This is a genomic window from Dactylosporangium sp. CA-092794, from assembly GCF_050948465.1.
Taxonomy (GTDB): domain Bacteria; phylum Actinomycetota; class Actinomycetes; order Mycobacteriales; family Micromonosporaceae; genus Dactylosporangium.
This window is the reverse complement of the sequence record NZ_CP192044.1, coordinates 11,372,856-11,389,898: the sequence shown is the minus strand read 5'-3', so window position 1 is coordinate 11,389,898 and position 17,043 is coordinate 11,372,856. Positions and strand designations below refer to the sequence as shown.

The 17,043-nt window shown below is 68.7% G+C and carries 18 protein-coding genes; 7 read left to right on the top strand and 11 right to left on the bottom strand.

All coding sequences use genetic code 11. The features are described from left to right. The first annotated feature begins 291 nt into the window (after positions 1–291). Together ACQPXD_RS49255 and ACQPXD_RS49250 are read left to right on the top strand one after the other, a co-directional pair. Positions 292–2,754, top strand: coding sequence for a tetratricopeptide repeat protein (locus ACQPXD_RS49255; RefSeq protein WP_432830944.1), 2,463 nt, complete (start codon positions 292–294; stop codon positions 2,752–2,754). Between the two features lie 1,028 nt (positions 2,755–3,782). Then, a complete protein-coding gene (locus ACQPXD_RS49250) occupies positions 3,783–4,046 on the top strand; it encodes a hypothetical protein (protein WP_432830942.1) in 264 nt (87 codons plus the stop codon). Between the two features lie 3 nt (positions 4,047–4,049). Here the strand turns inward: ACQPXD_RS49250 and ACQPXD_RS49245 are convergent, their stop codons facing one another. The 3 genes from ACQPXD_RS49245 to ACQPXD_RS49235 form a co-directional block, all read right to left on the bottom strand. After that, positions 4,050–4,682: a hypothetical protein gene (locus ACQPXD_RS49245; protein WP_432830940.1), complete on the bottom strand. Its 633-nt coding sequence runs from the start codon at positions 4,680–4,682 to the stop codon at positions 4,050–4,052. A gap of 318 nt (positions 4,683–5,000) precedes the next feature. Further along, a complete protein-coding gene (locus ACQPXD_RS49240) occupies positions 5,001–5,882 on the bottom strand; it encodes a helix-turn-helix domain-containing protein (RefSeq protein ID WP_432830938.1) in 882 nt (293 codons plus the stop codon). Between the two features lie 64 nt (positions 5,883–5,946). Beyond that, a complete protein-coding gene (locus ACQPXD_RS49235) occupies positions 5,947–6,210 on the bottom strand; it encodes a hypothetical protein (protein ID WP_432830936.1) in 264 nt (87 codons plus the stop codon). Positions 6,211–7,191: 981 nt separating this feature from the next. Between ACQPXD_RS49235 and ACQPXD_RS49230 the strand changes: the two genes are divergently transcribed. Further along, positions 7,192–7,356 carry a hypothetical protein gene (locus ACQPXD_RS49230; protein WP_432830934.1) on the top strand — a complete coding sequence of 55 codons (165 nt, stop codon included), beginning with the start codon at positions 7,192–7,194 and terminating at the stop codon, positions 7,354–7,356. Between the two features lie 204 nt (positions 7,357–7,560). Here the strand turns inward: ACQPXD_RS49230 and ACQPXD_RS49225 are convergent, their stop codons facing one another. Next, positions 7,561–7,827, bottom strand: a complete 267-nt coding sequence (locus tag ACQPXD_RS49225; RefSeq protein ID WP_432830932.1) for a hypothetical protein — start codon at positions 7,825–7,827, stop codon at positions 7,561–7,563. Then, the gene (locus ACQPXD_RS49220; RefSeq protein WP_432830930.1) at positions 7,824–7,991 is read right to left on the bottom strand and encodes a hypothetical protein; all 168 of its coding nucleotides are present in this window, start codon (positions 7,989–7,991) and stop codon (positions 7,824–7,826) included. Before ACQPXD_RS49220 ends, ACQPXD_RS49225 begins: the two co-directional genes overlap by 4 nt. On the opposite strand from ACQPXD_RS49220, the gene ACQPXD_RS49215 reads away from it, so the two are divergent. Together ACQPXD_RS49215 and ACQPXD_RS49210 are read left to right on the top strand one after the other, a co-directional pair. Further along, the gene (locus ACQPXD_RS49215) at positions 7,959–8,246 is read left to right on the top strand and encodes a hypothetical protein (RefSeq protein ID WP_432830928.1); all 288 of its coding nucleotides are present in this window, start codon (positions 7,959–7,961) and stop codon (positions 8,244–8,246) included. The genes ACQPXD_RS49220 and ACQPXD_RS49215 overlap by 33 nt on opposite strands. Positions 8,247–8,254: 8 nt before the next feature. Next, positions 8,255–8,821: an RNA polymerase sigma factor gene (locus ACQPXD_RS49210; protein ID WP_432830926.1), complete on the top strand. Its 567-nt coding sequence runs from the start codon at positions 8,255–8,257 to the stop codon at positions 8,819–8,821. Positions 8,822–9,012: 191 nt separating this feature from the next. On the opposite strand, the gene ACQPXD_RS49205 is transcribed toward ACQPXD_RS49210, so the two are convergent. From ACQPXD_RS49205 to ACQPXD_RS49180, 6 genes are all read right to left on the bottom strand, one after another. Continuing rightward, on the bottom strand, positions 9,013–9,792 hold the full coding sequence (locus ACQPXD_RS49205) for a hypothetical protein (protein ID WP_432830924.1): 780 nt from the start codon (positions 9,790–9,792) through the stop codon (positions 9,013–9,015). Between the two features lie 603 nt (positions 9,793–10,395). Then, positions 10,396–11,049: a hypothetical protein gene (locus ACQPXD_RS49200; RefSeq protein WP_432830922.1), complete on the bottom strand. Its 654-nt coding sequence runs from the start codon at positions 11,047–11,049 to the stop codon at positions 10,396–10,398. Between the two features lie 225 nt (positions 11,050–11,274). After that, positions 11,275–11,532, bottom strand: coding sequence for a hypothetical protein (locus ACQPXD_RS49195; protein ID WP_432830920.1), 258 nt, complete (start codon positions 11,530–11,532; stop codon positions 11,275–11,277). Between the two features lie 119 nt (positions 11,533–11,651). After that, on the bottom strand, positions 11,652–11,813 hold the full coding sequence (locus ACQPXD_RS49190) for a WD40 repeat domain-containing protein (RefSeq protein ID WP_432844232.1): 162 nt from the start codon (positions 11,811–11,813) through the stop codon (positions 11,652–11,654). A 142-nt stretch (positions 11,814–11,955) separates the two neighbouring features. Further along, the gene (locus tag ACQPXD_RS49185) at positions 11,956–13,134 is read right to left on the bottom strand and encodes a tyrosine-type recombinase/integrase (protein ID WP_432830918.1); all 1,179 of its coding nucleotides are present in this window, start codon (positions 13,132–13,134) and stop codon (positions 11,956–11,958) included. Between the two features lie 12 nt (positions 13,135–13,146). Then, complete coding sequence (locus ACQPXD_RS49180; RefSeq protein ID WP_432830916.1) at positions 13,147–13,356, bottom strand: helix-turn-helix transcriptional regulator; 210 nt, start codon at positions 13,354–13,356, stop codon at positions 13,147–13,149. Positions 13,357–14,458: 1,102 nt separating this feature from the next. On the opposite strand from ACQPXD_RS49180, the gene ACQPXD_RS49175 reads away from it, so the two are divergent. Together ACQPXD_RS49175 and fxsT are read left to right on the top strand one after the other, a co-directional pair. Next, positions 14,459–14,707 (top strand): hypothetical protein, encoded by a 249-nt coding sequence (locus tag ACQPXD_RS49175; RefSeq protein WP_432830915.1) that lies wholly within the window; start codon positions 14,459–14,461, stop codon positions 14,705–14,707. A gap of 62 nt (positions 14,708–14,769) precedes the next feature. Further along, positions 14,770–16,845, top strand: coding sequence for an FxSxx-COOH system tetratricopeptide repeat protein (gene fxsT / locus ACQPXD_RS49170; protein ID WP_432830914.1), 2,076 nt, complete (start codon positions 14,770–14,772; stop codon positions 16,843–16,845). The last annotated feature ends 198 nt before the right edge of the window (positions 16,846–17,043 follow it).

Genomic DNA, 17,043 nt, shown 5'->3' with positions numbered 1-17,043 from the left:
CTAGTCGCCGCCGGTATGACGGCCGCATTGGCAAATTTTGTGGCTCCGTACACGGCGGCGGGCCTGGGAGCGTTATCCGGCGCCGCGGGTGCGTACGGGGGGCTGGTACTCCAGCGTTGGGCTGAGGCGCTAGCCCGGGAGGCGGCGTGGCTGGCCGCAACGACGGCGGTCGCAGCCGGCCCTGGCGGTGCGTCCGGCGACGACGGCGTAGTTGGGTTGCTGTGGGCTGGCCGGGCGCTGGTGCCGTACAGCGTGTCGCACCAGCCAGCGGTATCGCAGGTGGTTCGGTGGGTGGAAGGCCGCAGCGATGTCGTGGAGGCGGTGCTGTACGTCGATGGCGCACCCGGCTCGGGAAAGACGCGCCTCTTGGTGGAGGCAGCCGGGCGGAGCGAGGCCGTGTGGGGTTGGGGTCGGCCGGGGCGGGGCGTCGAGGCGGTCGAGGCGGCCGTGGCCCTCGGGGACGCAAGAGTATTGGTGCTGGACGACGCGGACACACGCTCCGATGTCGCCGACACGTTGATTGCCTGGGCGCGAGCCGGCGCGCCGGGCCTTCGGCTGGTGGTGGCCGGACGGGTCGACGACGTGTGGTGGCCACGTCTGCGGGATGAGCTGCCGCCCGAGGTAGTCGCCGCCCTGCCGTTCCAAGCACAGGTAACGGTGCCGCCGCTGGTTGGGGCAGCCGGCCGGTCGCAGCAGCAAATGTTCACCAGGGCGATGCGGTTCTTCACCGCAGAAGGCGTAGCGGTGCCCGAGGCGGTATGGACGCCGGTACTGCCACCGCCGTCGGTGGCACTGCTGCATGCAGGCGCCGCGTGGGCCGCGCATACCGCGGCCCGCGGCGAGGTAAGCGCCGATGGTGTGGCGCTATCCGTGTTCGCGGCGGAGCGGGAGCGGTGGCTCGACATGGCCAGCCGGGCTGGTCTGCACCGACTTCCACAGGCGGTGTTCGGGGAGGCGGTGGTGTTGGCCGCGCTAGTCGGAGCCTCGGATCCGTCCAGCGCTCGGCAGTTGCTGTCGCGGCTGCCAGCGGCGGTCTCGAGCGAGGATGCGGGGCGATTGGCGGACTGGCTGCGCGCGCAGTACCGGCAGCGCGAGTCGGACTGGCTGGCCCCGCACCTCCCGGCGGTAATGGTGGAGCGCTACGCGGCCGACTTGGTGGCCAGCACGCCCGCTTTGGCTGTGGCGGTCGTGGAGGCGACCCGCAGCGATCAGGTCCGCGCAGAGCGCGCTCTGTCCACGCTGGCCAGGGCTGCGCGGCATACCGAGCGAGCGCTAGCAGCGATCACCGCGCTACTTCGCCACGATCCGTACTTCATGATCACCACCGCAATCGCAGTCGCGAGTCGGCTCGCCGGACCATTGGACACACTGGTTGCAGCCTGCCTCACTGGCCAAAGGCCGCAGCCGCTCACGGCGGCGCAGGCACTCGACCTGTACGAACGGATCCCTGGTCACGCCCGACGCCACCTGCTGGGGGCCACGACCGTGACCTTGATGCGGCTGTACCTGACGCATCCGGCGGTTGATCCAGATTCCGTCGACGCCCTCGGTGTCCGCGACAACCTTGCCGCGTTGCTTTACAGACAGGGCCGCTTCGGCGAAGCCGAGTATGAATACGAAGCACTGCTTCATGCACGGACTCGGCTGCTGGGCTCCGAGCACTCCAGCACCCTGGGCAGCCGCAGCGACCTTGCCAACGTGCTGGGTGCGCTGGGCCGGTTCGATGAGGCCGAAACTGGGCATCGAGTGGTCTTGGAGGCGCGAACTCGGCTGCTAGGACCCGAAGATGTCGAAACCCTGGACAGCCGCAGCAACCTCGCCAACTTGCTGGACGCACAGGGTCGGTTCGATGAGGCCGATACCGAGTATCGGGTGGTCCTGACGGTACAAGCCCGGCTCTTGGGCCGTGACCATCACGAGACCATACGCAGCCGCAGCAAACTTGCTATCGTACTCTATAGGCAAGGCCGCTACGGAGAGGCCGAAGCCGAGCTTGGGGTCGTCCTCGAGGCACAGGCCCGGATGCTAGGGCAAGAACACCCCGAAACCCTGAGCAGTCGCAGCAACCTGGCTACCGTGTTGGGAGCGCAGGGCAACTTCGGTGCGGCCGAAGCCGAGCATCGGGCGATCCTGGAGGCACGGACCCGGATACTGGGTCCCGGACATCCCGAAACCCTGAGCAGTCGCAACAACCTCGCTACCGCTTTGCACGAGCAGGGCCGGTTCGGCGAGGCCGAAGTCGAATATCGAGAAGGTCTCCGCGGACTGACCCAGCTGTTGGGTGACCAGCATCCCGATACCCTCAACAACCGCGGCAACCTCGCCGCCGCGCTACATGTGCAGGGCCGACTCGACGAGGCCGAAGTCGAATACCGGATCGTGGTAGAGAGACAGACCCAGATCCTGGGCGCCAACCATCCCGACACCCTGAGCAGTCGCAGCAACCACGGCGCCGTGCTAGGCGCCCAAGGCCGACTCGACGAGGCCGAAGTCGAATACCGGATCGTGATGGAGACACAGACCCAGATCCTGGGCGCCGACCACCCCGACACCCTGAGCAGTCGCAGCAACCTCGGCACTGTGCTAGCTGCCCAGGGCCGACTCGAGGAGGCTGAAGCTGAGCACCGGGTGGTCTTCAAAGCGCGGAGCCGGCTGCTGGGCGCCGAGAACCCATACACCTTGCGCAGCAGCAAAAATCTTCGCTCTGTGCTGGACAATCGGGGACTCGACGGCATCCCGGAAGAAACCGCGTAGTTCACCGCTCAAGCGCGCGACGAAGATTCTCAGCAGTTCTCGTTCTACTTGACTCGCCCTAGCGATCCTTAGGGGCCGCCGGATTTATCACGATGGCATGTGGCATCAGCCCACCAAATTTGACCCCGCCAAGCTAGTCCGCCTGACAGGGACATCGCTTGTACTGTTGCGACCACTCGGCGACCCTCAAGGGGAAATATGCTCGCGTTGGGATAACTTCAATTCACCTTGGATGCTGGGCTGGGCTCTTTCCGGATCTTCAATGTGAGTGAGTCCGCCACGGACCACCTATCAAGGATCTCGCGGCTAGCCGAGGAGTCGAGCCAATCCCTGCTCAGCAGCACAGCGCTAGCATTTGGGTTCCCATCATAGTCGTAGGACAATCGGAGCCCGACGACGATGTGATCTTCGCCTGTACGCGCCGAACAAATCTCCACATCGACGTTTCTCTACCAGCTTGCGAGTGGAGAATTATAACATGATGGTCGATTTCATCGAACAGGTACCCGCCGTAGACGGCAGACTCTGTGGGCGGAGTGTCGATGTCCTTTACATTTTCCCGGTGACTCCGCCTAAGGACCATCCACCTATGTCGAACCCCAGGTGAGATTATGAAGTAACCACAACGAAGTTCCGGCTTTCCGTCGATAAAGGTATGATGATAGGAGTACCAGCGACCCTTCATAAGGTGACGATGACCGCGAAGCGGATAGGCAACGACGCGCGACAGGGGCACAATCAGAGCACCGAGAACCGCGCCAACACAGGCGGTGATTATCCAATTCGGCTCAGATAAGACGTTCAACGTTCAGCGACCTACCGTTTCTGGTAGCCCGTATCCAGCATTGACGGCCGACCTCAGACTCCACCATGCGCACCACGGTATCGTGCCAACGCAAAGAAGAAATGGCGGAAAAGGGGCATGGCGGGCGCGGGGCACTCTCTGCCTCGGGCGCCCGTGCTGGTCTTCGATGCCACTGCCCTCGCCGCCCGCTTCGACGCCCACCCGCCCGTGTGGGCGTTGTGGCGTGCCGCCGACCAGGACCCTCGGCCAGCTCGGCTTTCCTGCCCTGGCGATCGTCGAGGCCGGCACCACGGTGGAGGCGTCGGGGTGGGACTCCATCCTGTGGTCGCGGTCGATCACGGTGTTGCCGTTGACGGAGCGGGCCGCGATAGAGATCTCGGCGTGGCAGGGCACGTTCGGGGCACGGCGCGCCCTGCAGGAGGCGCGGGCGCTGGACTGCCCACTGGTCACCCGGCAGCCGAAGTTTGTACGCGCCGGGTGTGGTTGAGCTTCAGGCCGTGCAGGTCCGGGACCCTGCGACCTCGGTGATGAGCTTGTCCAGCGTCTCAAGACCGTCCGATGACAGTTTGCCGACGAGCAAGGCGCTGAGCACCATGTCGCGGTCGCCAAGCTGGCCCTCCGCCTGCATTTCTCGCAGCACGCGGAGTGCGTGGTCGCGGCCGTAGCCGCGCGGGTAGCCGTTGTTGCCGTAAAACTCGAGCGTCTCCAGCTGCTTCTTGAGGCCGTCATCGAGGCCGAGTTCCCGGTCGCCGCTGGGCAAGTCGACAGCGCCGGCGGCGCGCGCCCAACCTTTTAGCCGCCAGGGAATCTGTAACTCCACGACAACGAGGGCGTTGCCGTGAGCGAGCCGAGTGGCGAGCTTCATTGCATGCGGCGACGGAAGGTACGCGATGACCGCGCCGGCTGTGGTGCCGCCGCTCGAGCGTAGAGTGAAATGTCGATCTTCGTAGCGACCGAGCGCGTCGACGCCGACGGTGTTGTTCTTCTGGTCGGACACCAGCACGGCGGGTCTACCGTTACGCGCAGCAACCCGCTCGGCCCATGCGATTCCGATCTCGGCCGCTGCTTCGATGGTCCTGTCCACGGTGAACGGCACCCATGCCGCTTCGTATGTGTAGCTCACGTCGGCTCAGCGTAATCCGGCTTCGTCACTCTCCGTAAAATTGCGGCGTGTCATGGTCAAATCCTGACGTCCAGTTACAAGGGCGGTTGTCGTTGCCCTACTGAGGTGCAAGATGCCGCCGCCCGGTCGATCCGATGCCCGCCATGGCCGTCTGCGATGTGCCCGCCGACCTGCTGTAGCGAGCCGAAGTCGGACGGGTTCCGCGCGCTCATGCTCTTCCACACCATCATCGGACGATGACCGGGTGGCCGCGGCGGCCGGATGGTCTGTACCACCGGCGGGCCCCCGCAGTGCTGCGGGGGCCCGCACGGTCCGTGATCAGGTGCTGCGTCGCCACCGGCGGGTGACGGCGGCCCAAGCCCGGGAGGCGCGGGCCGCCCAGCGCTCGCGGCTACGCTCCGCCTGCAGTTCGTCGGTGGACTGCCATCGGCCGCCGACGAGGTGCCAGTCCCTGACCAGTTGCAGCGGCTCGTCGACGAGGTGCGCGACCGGGACGACGTCGTCCTCGATGGCGACCACGTCGTCTTCGGGAGGCAGGCGAGGCCGGGTGAGCGCGAGCTGACGGCTCCCGGTGGTCCAGCGCCTCCACGTCGGCTCCCGCGGAACGGGTTGGCCGTTGGCGATCGCGTCCCGCACGCCGAGCCAGAGCACCTGGTCGGCCTCGGCCAGCCCGACGGCGCGGACGATGCTCTCGACTAGGTCCCGCTGGGGCAGGGTGCCCCGGCGCAGGGCGGCGCAGACGGTGGACATGGGCAGCGGCCGGGCGTAGTCGGCGGCGATGCGCTCCATGTCGCGGTAGGTCAGGCCGGACCACTCGCGCAGCCTCTTGAGCGCGTCGATGTACTCGACCGGGCTGGTCGCCTCGGTCGGGTCCGGTGCGGCCAGGCCGCGGGTCTTCGGGGTCGGTCGCGGTGAGGGTGGGGGTTTCCCGGCCTCGGCCGCGACGGCGATCTCCTTGCGTTTGAGCAGCCACGCCTCGACGTCGCCGTTGCAGGCCCTCACGTAGCTCCTGGTGAGGTTCTCGCTGGGCAGCACGTGGCCCTGGTCGGCGCGGTGCAAGGCGCTTGCGGAGTAGTAGCTGCGCTGGGCCAGCGCAGCGTAGGTCAGCTGCGCGTCCTGGCGCAGCTGGCGCAGCTCGTAGCCGAACTGCGCGGCCGGCCCGGAACTCGGGTCGGCCGGTGGTCGTTTCTGCTTCGGCATCGTGTCCCGCCCATGACGCGCTGGTGCGGCCCCGCTGCGGGGGCCGCACCAGCTGCGTCTCGGCTCAGCTCTCGCGCGATCGAGCGCCGAGTCGGACGGACGTGACCGCGGCCGCGGCCACGATCGCGGTGACCGCGGTGGCCGGTAGGCCCAGCGCGGTCAGGGCGAGCGTGAAGACGAGCACGACGACCAGAACCACGATGGTGGCCGGGTAGCGCCGGCGGCGGCCGAGCACGGCCCCCACGGTGATGATCAGTAGCAGGCCCAGCGCGATCTGGACCGCCAGGGAGGTGGGCACGGCAAAGCCGCCCACCTGGGAAACGGGCATGACTCGTTGTCCTTTGCTTCCGGAGAGACACCGCGTGCGTTGCAACGAGCGCGCCGACGCGATTCGCGGACGGAGGGCTGGCGGGGTCGGGCCAGTGGCTCCTGCATCGGCTGCTCGGTTACTACAAGTACCAAGTCGGGCTACCCCGCGGAAGTGAGGGCCGTTCCGGATGCGGTGTGCGGATCGATAGACTGAAATATCCGATATTTCGGTCTTGTACAGGAACGCCCGGGTGGAATGCCGTTGAACAGGCAGGTTGAATGTACCCGCGGGGGGCGTCGACACCCCCGCGAGAGCGGAACGGCGCATTGTGAACGGCGCACCGGTTCCGCGGCTTGTGTACGGGCCCTAAGAATGGCGGGGCATGACACGGGTCGCCGGTGATCCCACACCGGAGGCCCGAACCGGAGAACCCCCGTTCCGTTGCAACCCCCGCTGAACCCACGAGGCGTTCCCGCTGGCGGGTCACCAGCACGCCTCCCTACCCCCCGAACCTGCAGGCGCCGTCGAAGCTACCCGCGGGTACCGATGTCGGGCTCATCACCCGAAGTGTCATCACAACCGGGCGCCGCCCGCGTCATCAGGCCCGCGAACCTGATCATGCGGGCGGCGCCCGAAGCGTCTCTACGGGGCATCATCCCGGGGCCGCGGGCGGGCAGAGCGATCGAACCTTGGCGGGGGAGCGGTCGGGGTGACGCATGGCCCGCACGCTCGTCGTTTTCGCCGGCACCGGACCCGCTCGCCTCTACCGGCTCCGGTGTACCCGGTCAACACGCCGGGGTCCCTTAGGCGGGATCCTCCCGGGCCAGGCGGTAACTTGGATTCGTTGTCGGAATCCGGAAGTTGGACGACCGGACACTGACATGCCACACCGCAAGGGCTGGACGCGGCCGCGCCCAGCCCCCGGCTGACTGGTCAGCGTCGACGAACCACCACGAACGTGAGCGCTGAGCAGGCAATTCGCACGAGGACCATCGCAGGATGATGGTCCTCGTGGTGTGTCAGCACGTCGATGACGATGCCGGCGACCTGGAGGCCGATCCGCAGGAGCAGCAGCTGGTGCTGTCCGGTGTATCGCGATGGTGCCTGGTGCTTTGGTGTGTAGCCCGGCTTGGCGACATGCCGCCTGACCGGGTGTTGGCGTGACTCTCCCGTCTCGAGTTCCACGTCGGACACTCCCTCGCGGTGGGCGAGCCCTGGTCGGTCCAGGTTGGTCGTCCGGTACCGCGCGCGAGCGCACCGGAAGACCCGGAAACGTCCGCGAGGAACACCTCGACTACGAAAAGCCGAGGTTCACGGTGACACGGAGTCCGCACTAACGCACCGAACGACACGCACGTGTCGCGTGAGTCATTGGACGGGTACCGACGTCTGCGGCCGCTCCGCGGTGGCGCTGGATCCGCGCCGGCGCTGGCCGGCCGGTTTGAGGGGCGCCTCGCGCAGGAACGCCTGGGCGGCGGCGAGCGCGGCGAGGGCGATGGTACCGATGACCGGGGCCCCGGCAGTGCCTGCCGCGCCGCCCCATACGGCGACGGCGACGGTGGCGGGCAGGGCGAGACCCGCGATCGCCAGGCACCAGCCGGCCAGCCGTCGGCGGGTGCGGACGGTGCCGTTCACCGCGGGCTCCGAACGGTCCTCGCGCTGCGGCGTGCCGCCTCCTTGCGCAGGTATTCGATCCGCCGGCGCGTCTTCTCGCCGGACTCGGGGGCGTGGCCGGACAGCACGGCCGCCTCGCCCCAGGTCAGCCCATGCTCGCGGCCGAGCGTGTCGAGGATGATCACGCCGCTGGGATCCCTGAGCACCTGCGCACGGAGATTCACATCGCGCTCAGCATCGCTGGAGTTCTCGGTCTCCTCTACGTGACGATGCTGCGGATCAGCGTCTGGGGCATGTTTGCCATCCACGTCGGCGACGTGCCGGGCGAACCCATCCGGTCCGCGAACTACCGCGAGGACGGCGACAGCGACGACCCGGACGAGGACGGCGACGAGGAGCCCGAGCCGCAGCCTCGCAACCGAGCTCGTTCACGCTCCTGACCAGCTGCATGTCCGAACTTCGCAAGACAGCCGGTGGCGCACCTGTCGCGGATGCGCCACCGGCGCCTGCCCAAGTTTGGGACGGCGACATCACGGTGTTCTACAAAGACACGTTCGGACCCTTGACCCGCTTCATCGCCGCCATGCTGGTCGGGCGCGCCGACTTGACCGCTGCAGAAGACATCGCGCAAGAGACCATGATGCGCGTCATTGAGCACATACGCGGCGGTGGTGTCGACCACCCACAGCGCTACGCCTTCGTTGCAGCCCGGAACGCCACCGCGGACTGGCTTCGTCAGCAACGCTCGCTCCTGGATCGTTCAGACGCCGGTCAGCTCTACTCGCTCCCCGATCCAGCCGCCATGTGGGACCTATCGCAAGTCGAGGTCAACAGCGAGGTCAGCCGGCTGCTCGACCTGCTACCACGCCAGCAAGCCCTCATGATGGGGCTACAGCTTGAGGGATACACCCCGGTGGAGATCGCTGACATGATCGGAAGCTCCCCAGACACCGTCCGGTCCAACCTCCGGCACGCACGCAACAAGCTCCGGCATAACATGCACTCTCGGGAGTAGTGCAGACAAGCACGACGGCTCGGAAGGGCCCGGACGCCAGCTGCCGCTGCGGTGGGCGGTGATCCTCGGCGGTGCCGCGGTGGCGGCGGCGCCGGCCGGGGCGGTACTGGGCCTGCCGGGCGCGATCGGCGCCTTCGTCGTCACGGCGGCCGCCGCGCACGAAATGCTCGAGTCGCCAGCACGGTGCGCTCTCAGTTCCGACTGGCCGGCGCACCGCGAACCGGCGTCCGGTTCCCCGGGGCGGGTGATGCCGACGGCATCACCCGCCCCGGGGAGGCCTCACCGAGCGCCGCCCTCCGGCTCGCCGGTGACCCGGGCGCGATCCTGGGCGGCCCAACGCACGAGCTGGAGCCAGGCAGCCGTAGCGGTCCGTCGGTGGCGCGGATGGCGTCCCACAGCCGGCTGGCGCTGCGGTCCTCGAGCCCGAGATGGCCGAGGCGGGTCAGCCACGCGTTCTTGTCGCGGCTGGCGGTCCAGCCGCCGGTGGCGCAGGCGGCCAGCGCGCCGTAGAGGGTGGTCGGACCCGTGCCGTCGTAGCCCCAGGTGTAGCCGGGCTGGCGGCCTGGGTTAGGCACCGGGTCGACGCGCCACCCGCCGTCGGGGGTGGAGGTGAGGGCGAAGACGCCGGCCTCGAACTGCTCCTGGTCGGCGGCGATGACGGTGGTGTCGGTCCACCCGGTGGGCAGGCTGGTCGGCCACTCGACGGCGAGGCGGGGCGGGCCGCCGCTGGTGCCGGGGCGCAGCTCGGCGACGAGCCGGCCGGCCGGGTCGTGGAAGAGCGCGACGAGGTCGGCGAGGTGACCGCCGTCGCGCCGCAGCAGGTCATAGGCGTGGAGGGTCTCGTCGGGGGCGTCCTCGGTGATGAGCCGCACGAGCCGGCGGGAAGGCTCGGCCCGGGCCGCGTCGACCTGCTCGGCCGGCAGTGGGATCAGCGTGTCCACATACTGCTGGCAGACCGGCCCGGCGAGCACGATGTGGTAGCTGGTCGGGCCTGGAATACCACCGCGTTGCGATCGCGACGGTACAGCTGCGCGCCCAGCAGCTGCGCGGCCAGGTGCATCGCTGAGCCGGTGGCGTCCTCGGCCGGGTCGCGTCACGGCAGGTCCTGCTCCTGTTGGCGCAGCTCGGGCAGCTCGCGCTCGGCGGTGTCGGCGTCGAACGGGGTGTCGGCGGCCAGGTGAATGCGCTGCTCCAGGGTGACCGGCTACTCCGGCGCGGCCCGGGCGAGCGGCCAGGTACCAGCCCGGTCCACCGTTGCCGGTGCGCCGGTGCTGCTGGCGGACCTCCTGGTGCACGCCGCGCACGTCGTCGGCCAGCAGGGCGAACGCCTGCGGGAAGTCGCCGGGCAGATCAGCGGCGACAGAGGCCGCGGCGCGGGCCCGGGCCAGAGGCCAGGCGGTGACGGTGTCCACGACGGTGACGGCGCTGGGCACGCCCAGGGCGCGCATGCGCTGGATGACGGCGGGGTACAGGTACCGTCCCACCACAGCGGCACCGGCCGGCCGAGCACGCGCAGCAGTTGGGCTGTGCTGACGTTGCCGCCGAGCTCGACGGCCGGCTCCGGCGCTGAGCGCTCAGGCTCGGCCTCCATCTCCAGAGGCTCGTCCGGGCCGTCGATGAGCTGGCGCAGGAAGCGCGGCAGTCGGCTGCCCAGCGCGGCGCGTGGCTGCAGCGGGGGGCGGGCCGGGATCCTCGATGCCCGGCGCGGCGATCCGCCAGGTCGGCAGCCAGTGCCCGCCGGCGCCGTCGCCGCTGACCGACGGCGGCACGCCGATGACGATCACGGCGGCGGACCAGAACAGCGGTTCGACGAACCGGGCGGCGGCCTTGGCGAGGGTGTGCTGCATGATGCCGAAGCCGGCCAGCGCGTTAACCAGCAGCAGGTGCCCGTCGCCGTCGCCAGCGTCCCAGACCAGCACATGCGCCTGCCGGCCGGGCGGATCCGGCAGCGACACCACCTCGTCGTAGATGAGTTCGGCTGGTGCCGGAGCATCGGGCCAGCCGTGCGGGAAACGCGCCTGCCGGGGCACCGGCCGGGCGGTAGCCCGGCACCAGGCGTCGATGGTGGAGGCGAACCACACCGGCTTCCCGTCGGCGTCGGCGCCGTCGGGCTCGGCCAGGCGGCTGCCCTTGAGATCGGTGAGCATCGCGCGGGCGCGGCCCTCGGAGATGCCCACCCGCCGGGCGTACTGGGCCACGTTGAACCGTTGCTCGAACGGCCAGGTCACTTTTCCCTCCCGCATCGTAGAACCGACACCCCGCCATGCGTAGGCGCTCTCCGTCGGATGCGGGAAACGGTACTTCCGGCGAGCGCTTCCGCTCGGGGACGGCGCGATTCATTCATGCCATCGTGGCGAACCAGGTGGGAGGCGCCACCTCGTTGTCAGTGCTCGTCGGTCATCTCGATGCCAGCAAAAGCGCCACGGCTGACATTCAGCGGCGACACCTGGGAGCTAGATCGTACGCGGGCCAGCACCGATTGAGGTGCCGAACCGCACGACGAACAGGCCGGACCCGGGCCCGGTCTCGTCCGAATGTTCCCGCACGACGTGGTGGAGGTGGTCGGGCCAGCGGGTTGGACCATTGGCCGCCTTGGCGTCCGACCAGAGCACCCCGTCCAGGTCGTCCAGCCGGATGTTCTTCGCCGCGCGCGGGTCCGCCCCCACGAACTCCGACAGCGCCGCCCGCAACTGATCTGCCTGGTCCGACATCTCCGCAACAAGGCGCCGGCAGCTGGCCCGCAGGCCCGGCTCGATCCCGGTCCCGGCGAGTAGCAGCGGATGGTCGCCTGCCCTTCGCAGGTCGGTAGCGAGCTGGCGTAGTAGCGGCGTCAGACCGGCCGGGATGCCATCCGCACGTGTCTCGGCCGAGATGGCTGGCGCCGCGGCGCCAACCCCCACATCCGCACCTCCCGGTCGTCGTCGGTGGTGGCCAGCCACGTCCCGTCCGGCGCGATCGCCACCGACCGCACCGGCCCGGTGTGGCCGGTCAGACGCCGTGTTCGACGGGTTCCGTTCCGCGATGCGCTGCGTGTAGTGACCAGGCCCGTTCGAAGTGTTTGGTCGGGATCGTCAGGACGCGTTGGATGCTGGGCCGTTGCAGCAGTTCGTCAATGTGGCCGGGCGTCTGGGCCCTCAGGCGGTTGCGTCGGGGTTGCTGAGGGTTTGGAGGACGTCGGAGACGTCGGGTGCCTGTTTGGCTTTCTGGATGTAGTAGGTGTCGGTGGTGGTTTCGCTGCTGTGGCCGAGTTGCTCGGCGGCGGCTTTGGTGCTGGCTTCCCGGTCGAGCAGGGTGGCGACGGTCTTGCGGAAGGTGTGTGGGGTGACCCAGTCGAGTCCGGTGTCTTTGCGGGCGGCGCGCCATTGGCGGCGGACGTTGTTGGGCCATAGCCAGGCGCCGGTCCGGGAGTGGAATATCGCGTTGTTGGTGTTGCTGGTGGCGTGGACTTGCCGGCCCAGCAACATGTCGACGGCGAAGCGGGGGAGCACGACGGTGCGGTGGCTGGCGTGGCTCTTGGTCCAGGGTTGGCGGAACAGTCCGCGTGCCTTGACGTAGACGAGGGTGCCGCTGAAGGTGAGGGTCGGGCGCGGCAGGGCTAGGTCGATGTCGTCCCAGCGTAGAGCGAGGATTTCGCCGATGCGGGCGCCGGTGGCGAGCAGGAGGTCGACGATGTCGGCGAGGTCGCTGTTGTGGTGGGGGCCGGGTTTGCCGGTGGTTGGGGTCTGCCAGCGGCGGATGGCGTCGCGGACGGTGTTCAGGTCGGTGACGGTCAGCGCTGTGACGGTGCGGCGGGGTTTGCCGAGCCGGGCGATGTCGCGGACGGGGTTGGTGGCAAGCGCGTCGTGGCGGACGGCCATGCCGAGCATCTGGCTGAGGGCGACCTTCGCGCCGCGGGCCTTGGCGGGGTGCTGGGCCGCGACCGTTTTGAAGAACCGGTCGAGGCGGCCGACGGTGGCCTCGCGGATGCGCAGGTTGCCCAGGGCGGGACGGATGGCGGTACGCAGGCTGCCTTCGTAGCGGGCGATGGTTTGCGGGGTGATCCGGGCCTCGGCGATGAGTTCGTCGATCCACAGGTCGCCGAGCCGGTTCAGGCGCATGTCTGGGTTGATGTCGTTGTTGTTCGGGGTGGATCGGTCGCGGAGCTTGACGCGCAGGGCACGTTCGGCGGCTGCGCCGCTGGGACCCCATGCCTCCACGTCGCGGGTGACGCCGTCGTAGTCGCGGAACCGGGCGCGGGCCCGGAACCGGTGTGGGGTGACTTCCTCCCGGCGGATGCTGCCCCAGGTCCCGATGGGCAGTTGCGGTCTACTCACCGTGGTACCTGCCTATCGGCGTGGGTCGGTCTGTTGGTCGAGCCATCGCTCTACCTCGCTGTGCCGGTAGCGCAGGACGTTGCCGACCCGGATGGCACGTGGTCCTTGGCCGCGACTGCGCCAGGCGTAGAGGGTGGCTTTGGGTTTGCCGAGCCATCGCGCCACCTGCTCGACGCTCAGCAGGGGCTCTGGCTCCCATCCGGCGTTCGCGGTGCCGGTCATGGCGCACCTGCCGGCCGGTCGGCTGTCTGTTCACAGGGGCTGTTCCTCCTGCTCTCGCCGTCGCCGCAGGTCGCAAGATGCGGCCGACGTCTGGACGGCGCGGGACGGTAGCGCGACTCGCTGCACCACCGCCAGCCAGCGCTGACAGGGCACGGCGCGGCTGCGGGCAGTTGACCGGAGGGCCGGCGGTACTGCCAGGGCTCCTCACGCTGGTTCTCAAGCTGCCGGCGCTCGTCCGGACCGTCGCTGTACCGGTGGCGCGGCCGGTCATCAGCGCCGCCGCTGTCCCATTCGGCGACCGGGGAACTGCTGAGGGAGGGACGCGGCGTATCGGCGTGAAGCTGGCTGCGGTGTGTAGCACTCCGGCAGCGCAGCAGCGGCCCGGCCGCGACACCGGAGCGCACCGCAGCATGGAGGCCGGGGGCGTGGTATATCGCATCGATCGCCTGGAGACCCAGGCTGGTTGCGGCGCAGGCGTCTCCGGCGGCGGCTACGTGCGTCGCCGCCGGCATCGGCCGGGTCATGGCCGTGCCAGGGGGCAGCCGATCCCTGTCGATCTGGTGCGTGTCGGCTATCGGCGCGTCAGACTCCTGCGCCAATTCGGGAGTGTTCATATCCACCCATGGCCCAACCAGAGCCCGGTTTCCGGCAGCCGCGCGATCGGGGCCGCCCAACTGACCCAACCAGCCGCCACCCGCCAACCCAGCCGGCGTGGTCTTGCCGACGATTGCCCGATATCGGAAATCTCCGGTGGGGTATGCAACTGGCGTGAGCTGGATGTCAACCCGTGGGTTGGAACGTTGGGTCGGGCGCCGGTCGGGACCACTGATTTGCTGATATGGGGTTAACGGTTGCTCAAGCAGCCTGTGCCCAAGGGCAGCGGGGGCGTGGCCCCGATGTTCGGGCTCGATCCGCAGGCCGGGCAGGTCGTCTGCCGTGACGTGGTCACGGCTCCGGGCATGCTCGCTCTACCTGCACAGGATCAGTGCGCTGGTCGTCTTGGGAGTCGTCGATTGGGTGGTCGACGGTTGTTGCTCGGCTGCGGCATGCTAAAGGAATGAACCGGACTGGCAGGTGGGCAACCGGAGTGGTTGGTGCGCTCGTGGTGGTCGGGCTGATTATTGCCGCCGTGCTGTTCGGGCAGCATGGTGTCGAGGTCGCGTCATGGCTCGCCGGTGTCGGCAGTTTCGTGCTGGCTTTTGCGACCCTGTTCCTTGCCCTGCCGTCGCGTACGAGCGACGGCGCTCGCCGGACGTTCCGCTTCAGCGGCAAGGCGAGAGGTAACGCGCTGGTGGTACAAGCCGGCCGTGACGTCCACAACGTCGGCAACAACCAGCGCTCACAGCCGTGAACCGACCGATGCGGCGCAGCAAGTGGGCTTGGTTCCGTGGCCGTGCCCGTGAGAATGCGACGGTGTACCAGGCCCAACGTGACATCGTCATTGCTCAGGCGCCGGTAGGTTCGCCGCCGCCGCGCGGGCCGGCGGTCAATGCGAAGGCGTGGACCGTGGTGGCGCCGGTGGCGACGTTCACCGCACGCGACACTGACCTCACCGCGCTGGGCGCTGCTCTGGAGACGACCGGGCGGGTGGTCCTGCACGGCATCCCGGGTGTCGGCAAGACTCAGCTCGCGCTGGCCTGGGCGCACAAGCACGCGGACCGGTTCGACATCGCCTGGCAGATTCGCGCCACCAGCCGACTCTCCGCCATGACTGGCCTGGCCCAACTCACTGGACCCCTTGAGCTCACGCTCGGGCCGGACCAGGAGCAGGCGGCTTCCGCGGTCGTGGCGGCCCTCTGCCACCGTGACCGCTGGCTACTGGTCTTCGACGACGCCGCGCCCGACACCATTCGTGGTCTCATCCCGCCGCGCGGCGGCCAAGTGCTGATCACGTCCCGCAACCCCTACTGGGACAACACCGCTGCCACTCAGGAAGTCGGTCTCTTCCCCCCGCAAGCCGCAGCCTCCTTCCTCATGCCGAAGGCCGGACATGCAGGCAGGGTACCGACGGACGCCGCGGTGCAGCTCGCCGAGCGCCTCGGCTACCTTCCCTTGGCGCTCGAACAAGCCCGCGCCTACTGCACCGCCACCGGTCGCACCCTGACCGACTATCTCGATGCCATCCAGCAGCACCGCCTCCTCCGGTACGGCATCGACGATGCTCAGCACCTGACGGTTGACGCGACCATCACCCTTGCGGTCAATGTGGCTGACCACCAGCACCCGGCAGCCCCGTCCCTAATGCAGCTGTTCGCCCATCTCGCCGCCGCACCCATCCCACGGGCTCTTGCCACCGTCGCTCCACACCAGCTCCCCGCCCCGCTGCGCCAGACCGCCCAGGACCAGGCCGCCTACGACCGCGCCCTACAAGTGCTGGCCGAACTTGCCCTAATCGATATCCGGGACGGCACGATCCGCGTCCACCAGCTCGTCGCCGAGATCATCCGGCACCAGCACCCCACGCCGTCCGTGCCATGGTGGCGGCGCCTCCGTGCTAGGCGCGTCACCTGGCCGCAGATCACCGCACAGCTCCTTGCCGTTGCCCTCCCGGCCCACCCCGACGATCCCGGCACGTGGTCGCAGATCGCGGTGTTGTACCCCCACATCACGACGATTGCCGAACACCTGCCGCCGTCCGCTGACGACAACGCGGCACGGCTGCTGACCGTATGCGGCCTGTATGCGCAGCGGCGAGGCGAGCTCAGGGAGGCCGAACGTCTCCTCGGGGAGGCGCACATCCGGCTGGACCGGAGTCTCGGTGGCAATCACCCCGGCACCCTCGGCGCACTGAACAATCTTGCAGAGGTGCTCGCCAGGCTCGGCGAGCTCGACCACGCACGTGCCCTGCACGAACGGATCCTGAGTGCCCGCCGGCGCCTCCTCGGAACGGACCACGCCGATACCCTGACGTCGCTGAACAACCTCGCGGATGTGTTGGTCAGGCTGGGCGAGCTCGCCCGGGCCCGCGCGATGCACGAGCAGACGCTGCGGACACGCCGCCGCATCTTCGGCGCCGACCATGCCGACACGCTCACGTCGATGAATAACCTTGCGCTGGTGCTGGCCAGGCTCGGCGAACTCGGCGACGCTCGGATGATGCATGAGCAGACGCTGCAGGCCACACAGCGGAATCTCGGTGTGGACCATCCGGACACCCTTGCTTCGATGAACAACCTCGCGGGCGTGCTCGCCAAGCTGGGGCGAACCGCCGAGGCGCGCGCCATGTACACCGGTGCCCTGACCACGGCGCGGCGGGTCCTCGGTGAGAGCCATCCGAACACGCTCACGCTTATGCACAATCTTGCGGATGTGCTAGCCGGGCTCGGCGAGCTTGCCGAGGCGCGCTCGATGCACGAGCACGTCCTTGCCGCCCGCCGTCGTATCCTGGGGGAGAACCATCCGGAGACCTTGGCGTCAACGAACAAGTTGGCAGCACTCGACGAAACGGTTGTGAGCCGGACAGTAGCGGACGATCGGCGGAACGACTGACCGTCACGGGGGAGCCGGGCTAGTTGGCGGACGGTCCGGCGTTCGTTGAGGGGGTGTTGGCGAGCTTGCGGAGGTGTGGGACGAGGCGGCCGCGTTGCGGTCATCGGATGCCGCTGAGCACAAGGTCGCCGACGAGCCAGATCAGGAACCCGGCGACCGAGACCGTCGCGACCTTCTCTGCGGGGTCGGTGTCGTGCC